This window comes from Luteibacter sp. UNC138MFCol5.1, assembly GCF_900110505.1.
Classification (GTDB): Bacteria; Pseudomonadota; Gammaproteobacteria; order Xanthomonadales; family Rhodanobacteraceae; genus Luteibacter.
In genome coordinates this window covers 18,585-35,177 of the sequence record NZ_FODZ01000007.1, presented here as the reverse complement: position 1 = coordinate 35,177, position 16,593 = coordinate 18,585, and the positions used below count along the sequence as shown (strand labels likewise).

General features: G+C 62.5%; 12 protein-coding genes and 1 pseudogene. 6 read left to right on the top strand and 7 right to left on the bottom strand.

Features of this window, described 5'->3' with window-relative positions; translation table 11 throughout:
• Positions 1-74: 74 nt before the first annotated feature.
• Both BMY69_RS17095 and BMY69_RS17090 read right to left on the bottom strand, forming a co-directional pair.
• Positions 75-1,133, bottom strand: coding sequence for a protein NO VEIN domain-containing protein (locus tag BMY69_RS17095; protein WP_090180537.1), 1,059 nt, complete (start codon positions 1,131-1,133; stop codon positions 75-77).
• 5 nt (positions 1,134-1,138) lie between these two features.
• A complete protein-coding gene (locus BMY69_RS17090) occupies positions 1,139-1,489 on the bottom strand; it encodes a nucleotide pyrophosphohydrolase (protein ID WP_090180534.1) in 351 nt (116 codons plus the stop codon).
• A gap of 270 nt (positions 1,490-1,759) precedes the next feature.
• Between BMY69_RS17090 and BMY69_RS19995 the strand changes: the two genes are divergently transcribed.
• Together BMY69_RS19995 and BMY69_RS17085 are read left to right on the top strand one after the other, a co-directional pair.
• A complete protein-coding gene (locus BMY69_RS19995; protein WP_143070503.1) occupies positions 1,760-2,542 on the top strand; it encodes an HNH endonuclease in 783 nt (260 codons plus the stop codon).
• Positions 2,543-2,775: 233 nt separating this feature from the next.
• On the top strand, positions 2,776-3,867 hold the full coding sequence (locus tag BMY69_RS17085) for a beta family protein (RefSeq protein ID WP_090180531.1): 1,092 nt from the start codon (positions 2,776-2,778) through the stop codon (positions 3,865-3,867).
• A 603-nt stretch (positions 3,868-4,470) separates the two neighbouring features.
• On the opposite strand, the gene BMY69_RS17080 is transcribed toward BMY69_RS17085, so the two are convergent.
• The 4 genes and pseudogenes from BMY69_RS17080 to BMY69_RS17065 form a co-directional block, all read right to left on the bottom strand.
• Positions 4,471-5,868 carry an SIR2 family NAD-dependent protein deacylase gene (locus BMY69_RS17080; RefSeq protein WP_090180528.1) on the bottom strand — a complete coding sequence of 466 codons (1,398 nt, stop codon included), beginning with the start codon at positions 5,866-5,868 and terminating at the stop codon, positions 4,471-4,473.
• Between the two features lie 151 nt (positions 5,869-6,019).
• Complete coding sequence (locus BMY69_RS17075) at positions 6,020-6,805, bottom strand: TSCPD domain-containing protein (RefSeq protein WP_090180526.1); 786 nt, start codon at positions 6,803-6,805, stop codon at positions 6,020-6,022.
• A gap of 56 nt (positions 6,806-6,861) precedes the next feature.
• A pseudogene (locus BMY69_RS19990) lies at positions 6,862-7,416 on the bottom strand (hypothetical protein); the annotation flags it as partial.
• A 366-nt stretch (positions 7,417-7,782) separates the two neighbouring features.
• On the bottom strand, positions 7,783-9,930 hold the full coding sequence (locus BMY69_RS17065; RefSeq protein ID WP_090180523.1) for an adenosylcobalamin-dependent ribonucleoside-diphosphate reductase: 2,148 nt from the start codon (positions 9,928-9,930) through the stop codon (positions 7,783-7,785).
• Between the two features lie 352 nt (positions 9,931-10,282).
• Here BMY69_RS17065 and BMY69_RS17060 point away from each other — a divergent pair, with 352 nt between their 5' ends.
• The 4 genes from BMY69_RS17060 to BMY69_RS17045 all read left to right on the top strand — a co-directional run bounded on the left by BMY69_RS17060 (position 10,283) and on the right by BMY69_RS17045 (position 15,754).
• Positions 10,283-11,653 (top strand): Do family serine endopeptidase, encoded by a 1,371-nt coding sequence (locus BMY69_RS17060; protein ID WP_090180520.1) that lies wholly within the window; start codon positions 10,283-10,285, stop codon positions 11,651-11,653.
• Positions 11,654-12,114: 461 nt separating this feature from the next.
• Positions 12,115-13,620, top strand: a complete 1,506-nt coding sequence (locus tag BMY69_RS17055) for a LysM peptidoglycan-binding domain-containing protein (RefSeq protein ID WP_090180517.1) — start codon at positions 12,115-12,117, stop codon at positions 13,618-13,620.
• A gap of 3 nt (positions 13,621-13,623) precedes the next feature.
• Positions 13,624-14,322 (top strand): HAD family hydrolase, encoded by a 699-nt coding sequence (locus tag BMY69_RS17050; protein WP_090180514.1) that lies wholly within the window; start codon positions 13,624-13,626, stop codon positions 14,320-14,322.
• A 61-nt stretch (positions 14,323-14,383) separates the two neighbouring features.
• Positions 14,384-15,754, top strand: a complete 1,371-nt coding sequence (locus BMY69_RS17045; RefSeq protein ID WP_090180511.1) for a leucyl aminopeptidase family protein — start codon at positions 14,384-14,386, stop codon at positions 15,752-15,754.
• A gap of 417 nt (positions 15,755-16,171) precedes the next feature.
• On the opposite strand, the gene BMY69_RS17040 is transcribed toward BMY69_RS17045, so the two are convergent.
• The gene (locus tag BMY69_RS17040; protein WP_090180509.1) at positions 16,172-16,501 is read right to left on the bottom strand and encodes a hypothetical protein; all 330 of its coding nucleotides are present in this window, start codon (positions 16,499-16,501) and stop codon (positions 16,172-16,174) included.
• Positions 16,502-16,593 lie beyond the last annotated feature (92 nt).

The following is a 16,593-nucleotide window of genomic DNA, read 5'->3' as shown; positions in this document are numbered from 1 at the left end:
CTACGCGACCGTAGCAAAAGCGAGCAGCTGTGTCTGTAGGGGTGCAGACGCGCGCGTAACCTGGGGCAGCCACCCTAGAAGCCGACCCTGTAGACGGAAGGCAAAAACATTCCATCGAAAATCTTTGAAGGATCCATAAAAACCTGGAGCTTCCTGCGATTCAGGGACAGGCAGTTCGCAACGAGGTAAAGGTGATATTGCGCACCGTAACTCTTAGCCGCAGCAAGCTCGTTTGCGGTTATTTCGAAAGATACGAATTTATCGCCGGTAGTGGATTTCACCTCGACGCGCACCAATTCACCGCGCGCATCCCGATACTCAATGTCCCAGCCAGGGGTTTCGCCTTCAGAAGCCACCCACCGTACGGTTGATGCTAGCTTAGGATCCAATGTTGCGATGAGATGCGCAAATACAGCAGCTTCGCCCGCGTCTCCGATTAGCTTAGATCGCTTTGACCAACGTGGCGCGGGCTGCAGGCTACTTCTTACTGATGTCGTCCGGCGGCTCTTTGGCGGCATGAAAAGATCATTCGCATATGGGATCGGGATGTCGCTGCTTCGGACCTGGGCAGAAAAATACCCGTCAACCTCGCCCAGCGCGACATCAAGTGCATACCTCTCCAGGAAGTCGACGGCCCACTCATCGAAGCTTCCATATTGCGAGAGCGCCGCGGCCGCTCGCATTTCATCGCCGAGCACCATAGAGCTCTGTGGATGAGACGCCAAGTAGTCGCCGTCCTTCGAGAGGCTGGACGCAAGAACGTTAGTGCTCACGGCGATGCGCAGCGGCCTCGCCAAGTAGTACGGGAGAAAGTTCGGGCTATCCCAGAGAGCTTGCGAGGTCACCACTGCCTCAGACTCGGGAACAACTTGTAGCACTCGTGCAGCCAGCAGGTATCCGCTGGCCCCCTTAACCTTCATGTAGAAGAAGCAAATATCACCGGGACTCATGCGCTCTCGGAGCACTAGGTTCTTGTGATTGCGCGGAAAGCCCCATGCATATAGCTCATCGGTTGATACCAAGCGATCACTGGACAGCAGCTCAAGCCGCTCACGGCTAATAGGTGCGAGAAGCGTCTTTCCGTAGTTCTTCTGTGCGGCGGAATTCGCCGCGGGAATAATGAAGACAGACATAACCTTCAGTACTCCGTGTATTTCTTTGCAGAACCGAACACTCGATCGACGGGGTACTTTTTGCCGTTACTCAATATTTTTTCAGCAATGGCGGCATCGAGATCGACACCGGATTTGTCGGCTAGACGGAGGAGGTAAATCGCAACATCTGCTAGCTCCTCTGAGACTCTGGCCTTGAGCTGTTCATTGATCCTTACATCCGCGGCGTCGGCTTCGCTGAGCCACTGAAATAGCTCAAGAACTTCACCAACCTCCACAGCAAGTGCGATAGCCAGATTTTTGGGATTATGGAATTTATCCCAATCGCGTACGTCAGCGAATTCCTGCAGCATTGCCTGCAGACACTTGGTGTCCATGACCGCCCCTTGCGTTGACCTTCCCCAAACAGCGCCAGCTTTCCTTCTCACGAAGCTGAGCACCAGTCTCGTGGAGAATTATCTCAAAACTCTAGGCGTCTATGCGACGCAAATCCGAGGCACGAACGACCATACTCTCATCCGGGCTTACCGATCCGCCCGCAGGCACCACTAAGCCTATGATCGCTCGCATGTTTCCGCCAAGCGATGGCATGAGAACATTCTCACGTACCTGGTACAATCGTCGCCACGCACTTCCAGGGGGAAGCGATGGCCACATTCAGTTTTCAGACCGGGGCCCGTTATACGCGAGTTGCCGTGCTCGGACTCGTCGGTATGGACCCGGTGCCAAAGTGGGGCCCGTGGGTTAATGGCTACTTTCAATACCGCGGAGCTCACTTCATTTTCTGTAACGTGGGTGGCCCAGGTCGCACCGGCCACAACTATCCCAATGAGTTTGTAGGCGACGATCTTTTTTGGACCGGAAAGACAAAGTCTCGGCGCGCGCATCCGTCGATACAGAGGCTCATTGCTCCCGATAGTGAAGTGCACATTTTCTTCCGAATTCCGGGCTGGGAAGAGTTTGCCTACGTTGGACTTGCTCGCGCTGTGTTCGTCAATGATGAATGCCCTGTTGGCATCCGCTGGCGATTCGCACCTGCTGACGACGAGGACACATTGGCTCAAGACGTAGAGTCAACGACGTCACTTCGACCTTCAAGCGAAGGATCGATGACGACAGTCCGAGTGAACCGCTACGAACGAAGCACTGCCGCGCGCGCTCAATGCCTGGCTCACTTCGGCACTGTGTGCCAGGCATGCGGAATAGACTTTGGTGTGTTCTACGGTGCGCACGGCGCTGGCTACATACACGTTCACCATCACCTCCCACTCTCATCAATCAAGCAATCGTACGTCGTGGATCCCATTCGCGACCTCGTCCCGGTCTGCGCGAACTGCCATGCCATGATTCATCGTCGCGATCCAGCGCTAACCATTAGCGAATTGAGGGCTCTGATCCGAGATGCTCGTTCCGATGCCAGAGGTATGTGAGGTTATGGACCTCGATGGAACGCCCCGCGATCAAGAAATTGACCCTGAAGTGCTTTCGTTCGCGTCGCTGTGAGCGCGGGTCGTATCAGTTCCTGAGCAGGTGCAAAGTGGGCTATATGCCGAATTTGCTTATGTATTCTCATGATCACCGTGACTTCGCACCTCAAGGCCGCTCATAGCTTGCCGATTAGGTATTGAGTCCGTGCAAGGCGCGAGCACAAGAAGGGATTTCTATGTTTGATCATAAGCACTACGTCCCCATCCTCAAGTGGCGAATGGGCGAATATCAGGCTCTTCATCATCTGACACCTGCGGTTCGTGAATGGGTAACGCCGCTTATCGAAGTTCCCAAGGAGACTTGGGATTTTGAGCTAGGCGCACCGTCTAAGACGCTTGATGAGCACCTGTTTCATTTCGGCAAACGGCTTTGCCTAAAGTGGGGAAAGGCCCCATGTTTCGTCGATTCTTGCTATATCGCAGCCGACACGATGATGGCCTCTGGCGCCCATCACATGGGCCACATTTTCGAACTCGCGCGCCTAGCTGGAGCTGCGGCGATACCTGTAACTGGTCTAAGACGCTCTGCTAGTTATCAAGCGGCGGTGGCTTCGATCATCGGTGTTGACAGGAGGGGCGTGTGTTTGCGACTAAATCCGCAAGATTTAAACGATACCGTGATCGCAAGTATCCAGCGACTCCTGGCACTGCTGGGCCTGATGCCAGAGGAGGTTCACCTGGTCTTGGATGTCGGCACTGACCTTCTGAAGAACGCGACTGGGCAAGCAGCCGCCTGGCAAGCCATGATTACAGGTATCCCATTTGCATCACGCTACGCGACACTCACGGTCGCGAGTTCTGCCATACCGGCTACATTCAGTGCTGCCGCGCTGAAGACGAACAAATACATAGCGCGAGACGAGTGGATCGCATATAAGGCATTGACGAACTTGAAGATGCCTCGCATACCAACGTTTGGGGACTATGGGGTGCTCAACCCAAGCATGGTGGAGATGGATCCACGATTTATTGATCCCAATGCGAAGATCAAGTACGCAACCGAGAAGAGCTGGTTCATTGCGCTTGGAACCCAGGTACGTCGTAACGGCAGAGGCCAATACGGAAATCTGAGCCAAGAGATAATCAACGAAACACCTCCAATCTTTGGAGGGCCTGCGTACTGTTATGGCGATGCATTTATATCAGCATGTGCTAGCGGGGGTTCCACCGGCGGCACGTCCACTTGGCCCACCGTAACGACAAACCGGCATCTTACAGTTTCGGTTCGGGAGATCGCCAGCCACTTCGGGCTACCAGCGCCCGTCTAACAAAGCGGCGAAGGTCATCGAGCGAGTAAAGCGCGACTATTCGCTCGTACATCTGCAGCCTAGTCATCCGCGAGGCACCACCGGTGCAACTCTTCTCTGTCAGAGCGAGAATGCACTCAGGCCTCCACAAAAGATGAGCAAGATGGAACGCTGAAACCGCGGGATTCTTGCTCGCACGCTTTAGGGTGCGAATAGCAATGCCTCCCCGCTTCCCGGCGGTAAGCACCTTAATGCCCCACCACTCTGGCAGCATGGCCGTCGCAGCTGCTAGATGATGTTCTGACGTGAGCAGAGTCGCGCGATCCATGCATCGAGAATAAGCCGCGACCTGCGCCGGAAGACGAGATAGTCGATCAGATGCACTCTTAATTTCATACCCGTGAAGGATGTCGGTAACTACCGCAATGTCCACACGAACCGCTCCATGCTCGATTCCTAGCTCCTCAACCACAAGCGCCGACGCACCTGGTCGACGATTCCTCAACAGTTGCGACCGAATGGCAAGCCGCGCATCCATGTCATTAAATTTAATCACCATGTAGCACTAACCATTACGTAGGAGCGCTCTACCGCCAGTCCAGCCAGAGGAGTTACAGCCGTAGCCTATCCCTTAGCATTCTTCTTTACGACCCTTTTGCGAATGCTTGGGTCGTAGGCCTGTCCATCCCGCACTCGACTTAGCAGTTCAACTGCAGCATCGCTGTACTTATGTATGAAAGAATTAGTGCCTGATTTCACAGATATGTGAAATTGATTGTCGCTAGCGCAGATGTCGACACCGCTCTCTAACGCAACCTTGTTCAAGAGCTGCCTAGCACCGTGCCATCCCGGGAATCCCAGACGCCGGCCCAGGGTGGTCGTCAAGAAGGGATAGGTTGCATTAAATGTCTCTGGATCCGAGAGACCTGTGATACCCAGTAGTCTGGGGAGCTCTCCTTCGGCCTCTGCTGCACGTTCCAGTGTTTGAAAGTCGACCTCCATGGTCATCTTAGGAATATCGTGCCTGACCAAGTCGTACGTCCGAGCGACGAGCGCTCGCAAGAGCTTGGGATTGACGTTTTGAAGTCCCTCAGCGGCTGCAAACGCGTCGTACACCCAACCGAGATCGGAAGCATGAATTGAGTTGACGCGCATCGACTTGCCGTCCCTCAAATCCAGTACAGCCTCTCTTGGAGGCGACGAATCAACCCCAATCTTGGGATCGTGTACGACATAGAAGATGTTCGATACAAGACCGCCATTACTCGACAGAATTTCATCGATGTCGCGAAGGATTGCAATGACATTCTCGTCCTGAGCAGCATAGCCAACGATTAATATTGGATGCTCCAGGAAGAAGGTAAGAAGCTTCGCAGAAAGATATTTTTTCTTCTCGGACCAACGATCGTAGTCTTCGGACGTCAAGATTAGCGATGAAGGATTCGAGATGCACCCGTGGATCTTGAATATTTCACCGATCATTGCACTCGAACTTCGAATGATCGTCTGTCCAATCACCGGCTTATAGTCGGGAAAAACTTGCTCGGCGAGGGTGTCGTAGTTGGTCGTAATGACCGAGTTAGGGCGAATTTTTTTAAGTTTCTCGATTTCCGCGAGGTGCGCGCGATTGCACTTAGCAAGGGCATCGAGCGGTACGTGCTGAGTGACAATCGTTGCGATTGAGTACTTCAAATAGTCATGCTTCAACGCATCCGTGGTGAATAGCTCAGCGGGATAGTTCGGCTTTCCCGCCTTCGACCAAGCATAGCTGTGGTACGGCTCGACGAGCCCCTGAGCAAGCGCGGGCAATGTGCCATGCTTCTGAAGCAGATAGGCGAACTCATCATCAAGGTTTGGATTGAGCGCGACCGCCTTTTCCAATAGCCCAGCCCATGAAGGGCCGCTGGCGTATCGCTGAGCTAAGCCACTCCCAAGGAAAAGAACTGGCTGACAACCTAGATCAGTCAGGCACGCGCGCGCCGCAGCGGTGCGCTCAGCCACGTAATCGTCAAAGTTGCTCATATCGAACGAACCTCCATATTCGCTTGCGGCTATGACCGCAATCACTTTTCAGTTCGATGTTTTCCTGAAGGGCGCTCCGCACGGAAGCGCCCTGCCTGATACGAACCCACAATGCTCAAAGCAAGTCAACCTGCTTTGTTCCGCGATTGCCTCACCCGCACTTCGAATACCCACAATTCAAACAAGTCTGGCAACCATCCATCAGCACCAGGGCCTGCGTGTTGCACTTGGCGCAGAGAGTGGCGCCGGGCGGGAAGCCTGAGGCGTTGGTGTGGGGTGCTGGGGAGGCGGCGGCTTGGGCCGTGTCGCTAGGGGCAATCGCGGCCAGGTCCGCTCCTACAGCGGGGGTGGGGGTGGGCTTGGCCGTGGCTTTTTCGTAGGCGGCGCGCTTTTCCGCGATGAGCTGGCGGGTGGCCTCGCTCATTTCGGGGTCGTGGATGAGGCCGATCGACTTCATGTGCTGTTCGATCACGCCGCCGATCTCGGCGACGATGCTGGGCATGTAGATGCCGCCGGCCTTGAAGTAGCCGCCGCGGGGGTCGAACACCGCCTTGAGCTCTTCGACGATGAAGGTCACGTCGCCACCCTTGCGGAAGACGGCGGACAGGATTCGGGTGAGCGCCACGATCCACTGGAAGTGGTCCATGTTCTTCGAGTTGATGAAGAGCTCGAAGGGGCGGCGCTGTTCGTGCTGGGTGCCGGCGTTCAGGACGATGTCGTTGATGGTCACGTACAGCGCGTGCTCGAAGAGCGGCGACTTGATCTTGTACGTGTTGCCGACGAGGGTTTCCGGACGCTCGAGGCTCTCGTGCATCTGGATCACTTCGGCCACGGGCGCGGCTTCCTTCACCGGCACGGGCGCGGGGGCCGGGGCGGCCTTGTCCTCGGGCTTAACGACGTTGTAGCCCTTGATCTTCTTTTCGATCTTGATCGCCATGGTCTTCTCTCTTGGGTATCCGGCCCGGCGCGTACGCCGGGCCGGATGGGTGCTACTTACTTACGGCGGCCACGGACCGCGCTCTTGCGCGCCGACGTGCGACCGGTCTTGCTGGCAGTGGACCTCTTCGTCGCCTTGGCGACTTTCTTACCAACCGCCTTGCGGGCGGTCGTCTTGCCGGCGGCCTTGCGGACCGTCTTCTTTACCGGGGCGCGGCCAGCGCTCTTGCGAGCGACCTTGCCGGTGGCCTTCTTGGCGGCGCGAGCCGGGCTCTTGCGAGCGGCCGTCTTCGCCGCGCCCTTGCGGGCGACCTTCTTCGTGGCGACCTTGCGGCCGGCCGACTTCTTGACGGCCTTCTTCGCTGCCGTCTTCTTCGCCGGAGCCTTCTTCGCGGCGGCCTTCTTCACCGCCTTCTTGGCGGCGACCTTCTTGGCGGCGACCTTCTTGGCGGCAGCCTTTTTCGGTGCCGCCTTCTTGGCAGCGGCCTTCTTCGGCGCAGCCTTCTTGGCAGCGGCCTTCTTGGTCGCCTTCTTCGCGGCGGCCTTCTTGGCCGGGGCCTTCTTCGCAGCGGCCTTCTTCGCCGGTGCGCGCTTCGCGGCCTTCTTCGCTGCCGGGGCTTCGGCGACGGCCGTGGTCTCGGTGGACTCGGCGGAGCCGGCGCTCTTGGCGGCGGCCTTCTTCACCGGGGCCTTGCGAGCCTTCGGGGTCTTCACCACGGGCTCGAAGATGTCTTCGGCCGCGCGGGTGTCGTCACCCGACGTGTCGCTGACGGGCGCCGGCGACGCGGCGTCGATCACCTTGCGGGCGACCGGCTTGCGCTTGACGACCTTCTTGGCGACGACCGGTGCCGGGGTTTCTTCAGCGGCGACTTCCGTCTCCGCTACCGGCGTGGTGTCGCTCTCGTTGGTGTCGACGTCGGGCAGCTCACCCTCGACGACCTGGTTTTCACTCGACATACGTATTCCCTCTCCGCGGGGTCAGAACTTGCCGTAATAGCCTTCCTTCAAGGCATCGAAGAGGTTCGCGGCGGTGTGCATTTCACCGTCGTACTCGACCTCGTCGTTACCCTTCAGTTCGACAACGCTACCGTCTTCCAATTCGAAGCGATAGAGGGTGTTCTCGAGATCCGTTTCCTTCACCAGCACGCCCTGGAACGCGGCGGGGTTGAAGCGGAACGTCGTGCAACCCTTCAGGCCCTGCTTGTACGCGTAGAAGTAGATGTCCTTGAAGTCTTCGTACGGGTAGTCGGTGGGTACGTTGGCGGTCTTGGAGATGGAGGAGTCGATCCACTTCTGCGAGGCAGCCTGGATGTCGACGTGCTCCTTGGGGCTGATGTCGTCGGCGGCCACGAAGTACTCCGGCAGGCGGGTCTTCGGGTCGTCGGAGAACGGCATGGCGTCGCCGTTGATGAGGGCGCGGTAGGCCAGCAGCTCGTAGCTGTAGACCTCGACCTTTTCCTTCGACTTCTTGCCTTCGCGGATCACGTTGCGCGAGTAGTGGTGCGCGAAGCTGGGCTCGATGCCGTTGGAGGCGTTGTTGGCGAGGCTCAGGCTGATGGTGCCGGTGGGCGCGATCGACGAGTGGTGCGTGAAGCGCGCGCCGGTCTCGGCGAGGGCGTCGACCAGGTGCGGGGCGACCTCGGCCACGCGCTGCATGTAGCGCGAGTACCTGGCGTGCAGCACGCTGCCCTTGATGCTCTGGCCGACCTTCCAGCCGTCCTTCACCATCTCGGGGCGCTTGCGCAGCATGTCGCCGGTCACTTCGTACTCGCGGGCGAGCACGGGCGCCGGGCCCTTTTCCTTGGCGAGATCGAGAGCCACTTCCCAACCGGCCACGGCCATCTCGCGGGAGACGTCTTCCGTGAAAGTCACGGCGTCGGCGGAGCCGTAGCGCATCTTGAGCATGGTGAGGGTGGAACCCAGGCCGAGGAAGCCCATGCCGTGGCGGCGCTTGGACATGATCTCCTCGCGCTGCTGCGGCAGCGGCAGGCCGTTGATCTCCACCACGTTGTCGAGCATGCGGGTGAAGACGCGCACCACTTCGCGGTACTCGTCCCAGTCGAAACGGGCCTTCGGGCCGAACGGATCGCGCACGAACGTGGTGAGGTTCACCGAGCCCAGCAGGCACGAGCCATACGGCGGCAGCGGCTGCTCGCCGCAGGGGTTGGTGGCGCGGATGTGCTCGCACCACCAGTTGTTGTTCATCTCGTTGACGCGATCGATGAGGATGAAGCCCGGCTCGGCGTAGTCGTACGTCGAGACCATGATCATGTCCCACAGATGGCGGGCGCGGATGTGGCCGTAGATCTTGCAGGCCACCAAGCCGTCTTCACGGGTGACGTAGTTTTCCTTGGTGGGCCACTCGCGCCAGACGACCTTGGACGCGTCGTTCAGGTCGATCTCGCCCTGCTCCTTCACGTGCACCGGGAAGACGGTCGGCCAGTCCTGGTCGTTCTCCACGGCGTCCATGAAGCCGTCGGTGATGAGCAGCGAGAGGTTGAACTGGCGCAGGCGGCCATCCTCGCGCTTGGCGCGGATGAATTCCTTGGCATCCGGGTGGCTCACGTCGAACGTGCCCATCTGCGCGCCGCGGCGGCCACCGGCGGACGAGACGGTGAAGCACATCTTGTCGTAGATATCCATGAACGACAGCGGGCCCGAGGTGTGGGCGCCGGCGCCGGACACGTAGGCGCCGCGCGGGCGCAGGGTCGAGAATTCGTAGCCGATGCCGCAGCCGGCCTTCAGCGTGAGGCCCGCCTCGTGCACCTTCTCGAGGATGTCGTCCATCGAGTCGTGGATGGTGCCCGACACGGTGCAGTTGATCGTGGAGGTGGCGGGCTTGTGCTCCAGCGCGCCGGCGTTGGAGGTGATGCGGCCGGCGGGGATCGCACCGCGGCGCAGCGCCCAGAGGAAGCGTTCGTTCCAGTGGTCGCGCAGCTCGGCGGTGGCTTCGACATCGGAAAGGGCGCGGGCGACGCGCTGGTAGGTGCCGTCCACGGAAGCGTCGACGGGGTCGCCGGACTTCGCCTTCAGGCGGTACTTCTTGTCCCAGATGTCGTACGAGGCGGGCTGAAGCGGAATGGCGGCAGTCTCAAGCCCAATGGCTTGCGCACGTGCAGTGCTCATGTGTGTGTCGTCCTCGGTCTCGACCTTTGACAGGCCTTTTATTGGTTTGCGTCGGCGCAACCCGTCGACGGCCTCCCCCACGGATCCCGTCGACCATCCCTGATCATCCATCGCGGCGTCCGGAAAAGCCTTCACCGGCGATGGTTTGAAGCTTGTACCTGAGTATCCGCAGCACCAGCACTTGGTAAGTGGCGAACGAAGGAACACAAGATGTTGTGGTTGCGGCCGGTGTGTACCTTAAGCCCGGAGGGGGTCGATGTAAAGTGTCCGGGACGTGCGTCTCAGGGGTTGAAACTGGTGGGCGGTGTCGTGGTCGAATGCGTCCCGGACACACCACTCAAGGAGCTTTCCCATGCCCGCCAGCACTTACCGGCGAACCACTGGCCTTGCCCTGTCTTTCGCCCTCGCGCTCGCCGCCGCCACGCCCGCGTTCGCGTCGCTGCCGGCGGCCGTCGACGGCCAGCCCGTGCCCTCGCTGGCACCGATGCTGGCGAAGGTGACCCCGGCCGTGGTGAACATCTCGACGAAGACGCGCGTGCGGGCACGCGATCCCTATTTCGACGATCCGTTGTTCGGCCAGTTGTTCGGAAACCAGGGCGTGCCGCGCGAGCGCGTGCAGCAGAGCCTGGGTTCGGGCGTGGTCGTGGACGCGGCCAAGGGCTACGTGCTGACCAACCACCATGTCGTGGGGGGCGCGGACGATATCACGGTCACGCTGCAGGATGGGCGCGATCTGAAGGCGAAGCTGATCGGCAGCGATCCGGATACGGACGTCGCCCTGCTGCAGGTGCCGGCGGAGCGCCTGCAGGCGCTGCCCATCGCGGATTCGTCGCAGCTGCGCGTGGGCGATTTCGTGGTGGCGGTGGGCGATCCGTTCGGCCTCGGGCAGACGGCCACCTCGGGCATGGTCTCGGCGCTGGGGCGCTCGGGCCTGGGCAAGGGCTTCCAGAACTTCATCCAGACGGATGCGTCGATCAATCCAGGTAATTCCGGCGGCGCGCTGGTGAACCTGCGGGGCGAGCTGGTGGGCATCAACTCGATGATCTTCACGCCCTCGGGCGGGAATGTCGGCATCGGCTTCGCCATTCCCACCGATCTGGCCACCGGCGTGATGAAGCAGCTGCTGGCGTACGGGAAGGTGCGGCGCGGGAACTTGGGCGTGGAGGTGCAGGACATCACGCCGCGCATCGCGGCCGCGCTGGGGCTGAAGGATGCGGCGGGTGCGGTGGTGACGCGCGTGAACGATGGCTCGCCCGCCGATGGCGCGGGCTTGCAGACGGGCGACGTGCTGACGGCTGTCGATGGGAAGCCGGTGCGCGGGGCGCAGGACGTGCGCAACGCGGAAGGCTTGCTGCCGCTGGGGGCGAAGGTGCGGCTGTCGGTGAAGCGCGATGGCGCCACGCGGGAGGTGGAAGCGACGGTCGCCGCGGCGAAGATCGCGACGCTGGATGGCGCGAAGGTGGATCCGCGGCTGGCGGGCGTCACGCTGAGCGACCTCACCGCGGAGCAGAAGGCGCAGGGGCTGTACGGCGTGGCACTGAGCGGCATCAAGCGGGGTTCGCGTGCCGACGCCGCGGGGCTGGAGGATGGCGACATCGTGGTGGCCGTGTCGCAGCAGCGGGTGATGGGGGTGAAGAGCTTCCCCACCACGGGCAAGCTGGGCGGGCGGCAGCTGCTGCTGACCGTGGTGCGGGATGGTGGGGTGTATTACGCGGTGTTGTAGTGCACCCCTTCGGGGGCGCCGTTTCCCCGTAGGAGCGCGCCCTGCGCGCGACATCTTCTCGCGCCAGGCCCCGACCGCGCGCGCCAGCTCCTGGGCTCGGCCTCAAGATGATGTCGCGCGCAGGGCGCGCTCCTACACGGGGGAGCGGCGTTGGTGTGCCCCGACCGCGCGCGCCAGCTCCTGGGCTCGGCCTCAAGAGATGTCGCGCGCAGGGCGCGCTCCTACACGGGGGGCGGCGTTGGTGTGCCGACCGCGCGCGCCAGCTCCTGGGCTCGGCCTCAAGAGATGTCGCGCGCAGGGCGCGCTCCTACCCGGAGGGCAGGTCGGTGGGGTTCCGACAGCCTACGTTCCGTTTCGCCTCGGCAGGATGTTGAATGACGTCAATGGCGCGCGGGGCCTCGATGGCCCACAATTGCGGCCTTGCTTGCCTGTCCCAGCCCCATCCGAGGTTCTTGCCGTCCATGTCTCTTCGTCTCGCGCGACTGTTCACCGCCACGCTGATCGGCCTTAGCGCCTCCGCCACCGTTCTTGCCGCGGGACCGCAACTGGTCTGGCGCGGCGACATCACCACCGCGCGCGGCGTGGTCACCGACGTCGCCAAGGCCTACGAGAAGGCCGGCAAGGGCAAGCTCGAACTGCAGCCGTTCAACACGGCCTCGGGCATCGACGCCGTCGCCAAGGGCACGGCAGACCTCGCCGGCTCGGCCCGCCCGGGCATCGGCGGCGCGGAGCAGTCGCTGACCTTCACGCCGGTGGCGTGGGACGCCCTGGTCATGGTCACCTACCCGTCCAACCCGGTGAGCAACATCACGCTCAAGCAGCTCCATGAGATCTACATGGGGCACATCACCAACTGGAAGGAGCTCGGCGGCAACGATGCCCCGATCAACCTCTACGCGGTGGCCAGCCCGGCCGACGGCGTGGAATACAGCCTGCGCAAGCTGCTCTTCGGTCGCGGCAACCAGCCGGTGGCCGCGCCGCGCCTCTACGTGAACGTGGCGAAGCTCGAAGAGGGCGTCACCCTCGACAAGCAGGGCCTCGGCGCCACGACCCTCGCGGGCGTCGCCTCGAACAAGAAGGTGAAGATCCTCTCGATCGACGGCGTCGCGCCCTCGATGTCGACGGTCGGCAGCGGCACCTACCCGCTGTACACCGAGATCTACCTGGTCACCAACGAGACCGGCCCGAAGGCCGCGGAAGCGAAGGACTTCGTGTCGTTCGTCACCTCCAGCGCCGGCAGCGCACTGCTGCGTGCGCACAGCCTCGTGCCGTACGCCGATGGCGCGGCGCTCGCTTCGAAGGACGCCGCCCGCCGCGCCGCCATCGCATCCACCGTCGGCACGCGTGCCAACGTGGGCCAGGCGATGACCACCCCGAGCGCCGCTCCGGCCGCCGCACCGGCGCTCGCCGCCTCGGCCGTCGCGAAGGAAGCCGCGGTCGCCAAGGCACAGGTCGCCGGCAAGGGCGCCAAGGCCGCGAAGGACACCAAGGCGTCGGTCGCCACCACGGCCGAGCCGTCGCAGTTCGCCCACGTCGTCGCCAGCGTCACCACCACGGCGCACATGGGCTTCTTCGGCGTGCGCTCGGAAGCGTTCACCGCTTCGGACAACGCGAAGGCCGGCGGCAAGTTCGCCAAGGTGCTCGCCGATGCCGTCACCGTGAAGGGCAAGCCGGTCGCCAAGCCGGTGGTCACCGCCCCGGCGGACGCCTCGGAGAAGTCGAACGCCGTCGCGACGCCGAAGGTGGCGGAAGCCAGGCCGGCCGCGAAGCCGGCCAAGGCCGCCGTCGCCAAGGCAGCGGAGAAGAAGCCGGCCGCCGCCTCGCGCACCTACAAGGTGGCCCAGGGCGACACGCTCTACTCCATCGCGAAGAAGAACGCGGTGGACGTGAACCAGCTGCGCGCCATGAACGGCCTGAAGGACAACAACGTCCGTCTCGGCCAGGTGCTGAAGGTCGGCGCGCGCTAAGCCGTGCCCGTCCGCGCCGTCTCGCTCGACCTCGACGACACCTTGTGGCCGGTGCTTCCGGCCCTGATCGAGGCCGAGCACTGCGTCGACCGCTGGCTCAAGGAACACCACCCGGATGTCGCGACCGCATGGCCCATCGAGGCCATGCGCGAGCTCCGGGAGAAAGTGGCGCGGGAACACACGCACCTCTCGCACGATTTCAGCGAACAGCGGCGGATCACCATTCGCGAGGCGTTCGCGGCCTGCGGCATCGACGACGCGCCCGTCGACGAGCTGTGGCGCATTTATTTCGCGGCTCGTAACAATGTCGAGCTGTATCCCGACACCCTGCCCGCCCTCGAGCGCATCGCGTCGCGCATGCCGCTGGTCAGCATTTCCAACGGCAATGCGGATCTTGAAATAATCGGGCTACACCACCTCTTCCATACGCGCCTCAACGCCAGCGGCGTGGGCGTGGCCAAGCCGCATCCGCAGATCTTCCTGGCAGCCGCCGAGGCCCTCGGCATGGCGCCCGAAGACATCCTGCACGTTGGCGACGATCCGCTGCTCGACGTCGTCGGTGCGCGGGAAGCAGGCATGCGCACGGTGTGGCTCAACCGCACGGGCGAGCGCTGGTCGCATGGGCCGGCACCGGATCTCGAATTCGCCGACATGGCATCGCTCGCCGACTGGATTGACGCAGCGGCGGCGGACGGCCGCTAGAATAGCGTTTCACCGACGAAACATTTGACGCGGTTGGCAACCGCGAGGCACGGGAGGCCTGATGTCACCGCTCATCGAACGCAAATCCGGAAAACGCATCGCCATCGAGGCCGTCGACGCTTCGAGCATGGCAGCCGCCGAGGGCCGACTGGACGCGACACAGCGTCGTTGGCTGACCTCCACCGGATTCCGTCCGACACCCGGTTCGCTGGTCGTGGTGCCGGGCCCGAAGGGCGAGATCGCCCGCGTGCTCGTCGGCGTCGATCGTCGTCATCCGCTGATGGCGCTGGGCGCCCTGCCGTATCGCTTGCCCGAGGGTGTGTACGATCTCGACGCCGAGAGCGTGATCGACGACGTCGAGCTCGCCGCGCTGGGCTGGGCGTTGGGCGCCTATCGCTTCGATCGTTACCGCACGTACGATCGCAAGCCGGCGCAGCTGGCCGTCACGCCCGCGACGCTGCGGGCGGTCGCTCCACTCATCGCCGCGACGGCGCAGGTGCGCGACCTGGTCAACACGCCCACCGAGGACATGGGGCCGGAAGATCTTTCCAAGGCCATCCGCGTGCACGCCGACACGCACGGCGCGAAGGTGCAGGAGTGGGTGGGCGACGAACTGCTCGAGGCGAACTTCCCCACGATCCATGCCGTGGGTCGCGCGAGCCATCGTGCGCCGCGATTGATCGAGCTCACCTGGGGCAAGAACTCGAACCCGAAGCTCGTCATCGTCGGCAAGGGCGTGTGCTTCGATACCGGCGGCCTCGACATCAAGCCGGCCGATGGCATGCGCTGGATGAAGAAGGACATGGGCGGCGCCGCGCACGCGATCGCGCTCGCCGGCCTGGTGATGCAGGCGAAGCTGCCGGTGCGCCTGACGCTGCTCGTGCCCGCGGTGGAGAACGCGATCGCGGGCAACGCGATGCGTCCGGGCGAAGTGATCCGCACGCGCGCGGGCCATACGGTGGAGGTGGACAACACCGACGCCGAGGGCCGTCTGGTGCTGTGCGACGCGCTGGCCTACGCCGTGGAGCAGGTGCCCGACCTGATCGTGGATTTCGCCACGCTGACGGGCGCCGCGCGCGTGGCGCTCGGTCCCGAGCTGCCGGCGCTGTTCACCAATCGCGATTCGCTGGCCGACAGCGTGATCGACGCGGCCGAGTCCGTGCACGATCCGTTGTGGCGTCTGCCGTTGTGGCGCCCGTACCGGCGCATGCTGGAGTCGGGCATCGCGGACTTCGCGAACGCGGGGCCGTCGAGGCACGCCGGTGCGATCACCGCGGCGCTGTATCTGGAGCGTTTCGTGCCGGACAGCCAGAACTGGATGCATCTGGACACGTACTCGTGGAACGACGGCGATCGGCCGGCGCATCCGCGCGGAGGCGAGGCGCAGGGATTGCGGGCGTTTTTCCGGTTCCTGTCGGAGCGGTATTCCTGATCTCGCGGAGCGGCGTCATCGGCGATAGGCCCGCTGCCGCAGGATCGCCGATGCGATCGGCTCCCACCCCTTTGGTAGGTGAGTTCTTCACGAGCGTGCCCGCTGCCGCGGGATCGCCGATGCGATCGGCTCCCACCCCTTTGGTAGGTGAGTTCTTCGCGAGCGTGCCCGCTGCCGCGGGATCGCCGATGCGATCGGCTCCCACCCCTTTGGTAGGTGAGTTCTTCACGAGCGTGCCCGCTGCCGCGGGATCGCCGATGCGATCGGCTCCCACCCCTTTGGTAGGTGAGTTCTTCACGAGCGTGCCCGCTGCCGCGGGATCGCCGATGCGATCGGCTCCCACCCGTCGTTAGCTACCGGAGGGTGGGAGCCGATCGTATCGGCGATTCCTGCGGAGCGCGGCATCCAAAGGCGAGGTCAACCTTCGGTATCGCCATCCCCCGCGCCAACCGCTTCGCTCTGCTGCGCGCGCTTTTCCTTCCACGCCACGACCGAGCGCAGATTGCGCTCCAGTTCCGCGATCGTCAGCGGGAAGTAGTTGTCGTCGCCCTCGCGCGCCTGCCAGCTGGCGATGCGCTTTTCCGCGCCACCCACGCCGGCGGCGACGAGCGCCGCGCGCACGTCGGACGGATCGAGATCCGTCGCCTGCAGGATCAGCTGCCAGAGCCAGTTCATGCGCTGCGGATCGACGCCGCGCGTCATCGGAGGGCGGGTATAGACGTGGTTCGTTGAGTCGAAGTCGGGCATCTCGAGCTTCCTGCGTGGCGCGTTTCGAGGAGTATGCCATCGGCCTCGGGGATGGCTATCGGAATATGGCGGGATCACGGGGCGGTATCGGC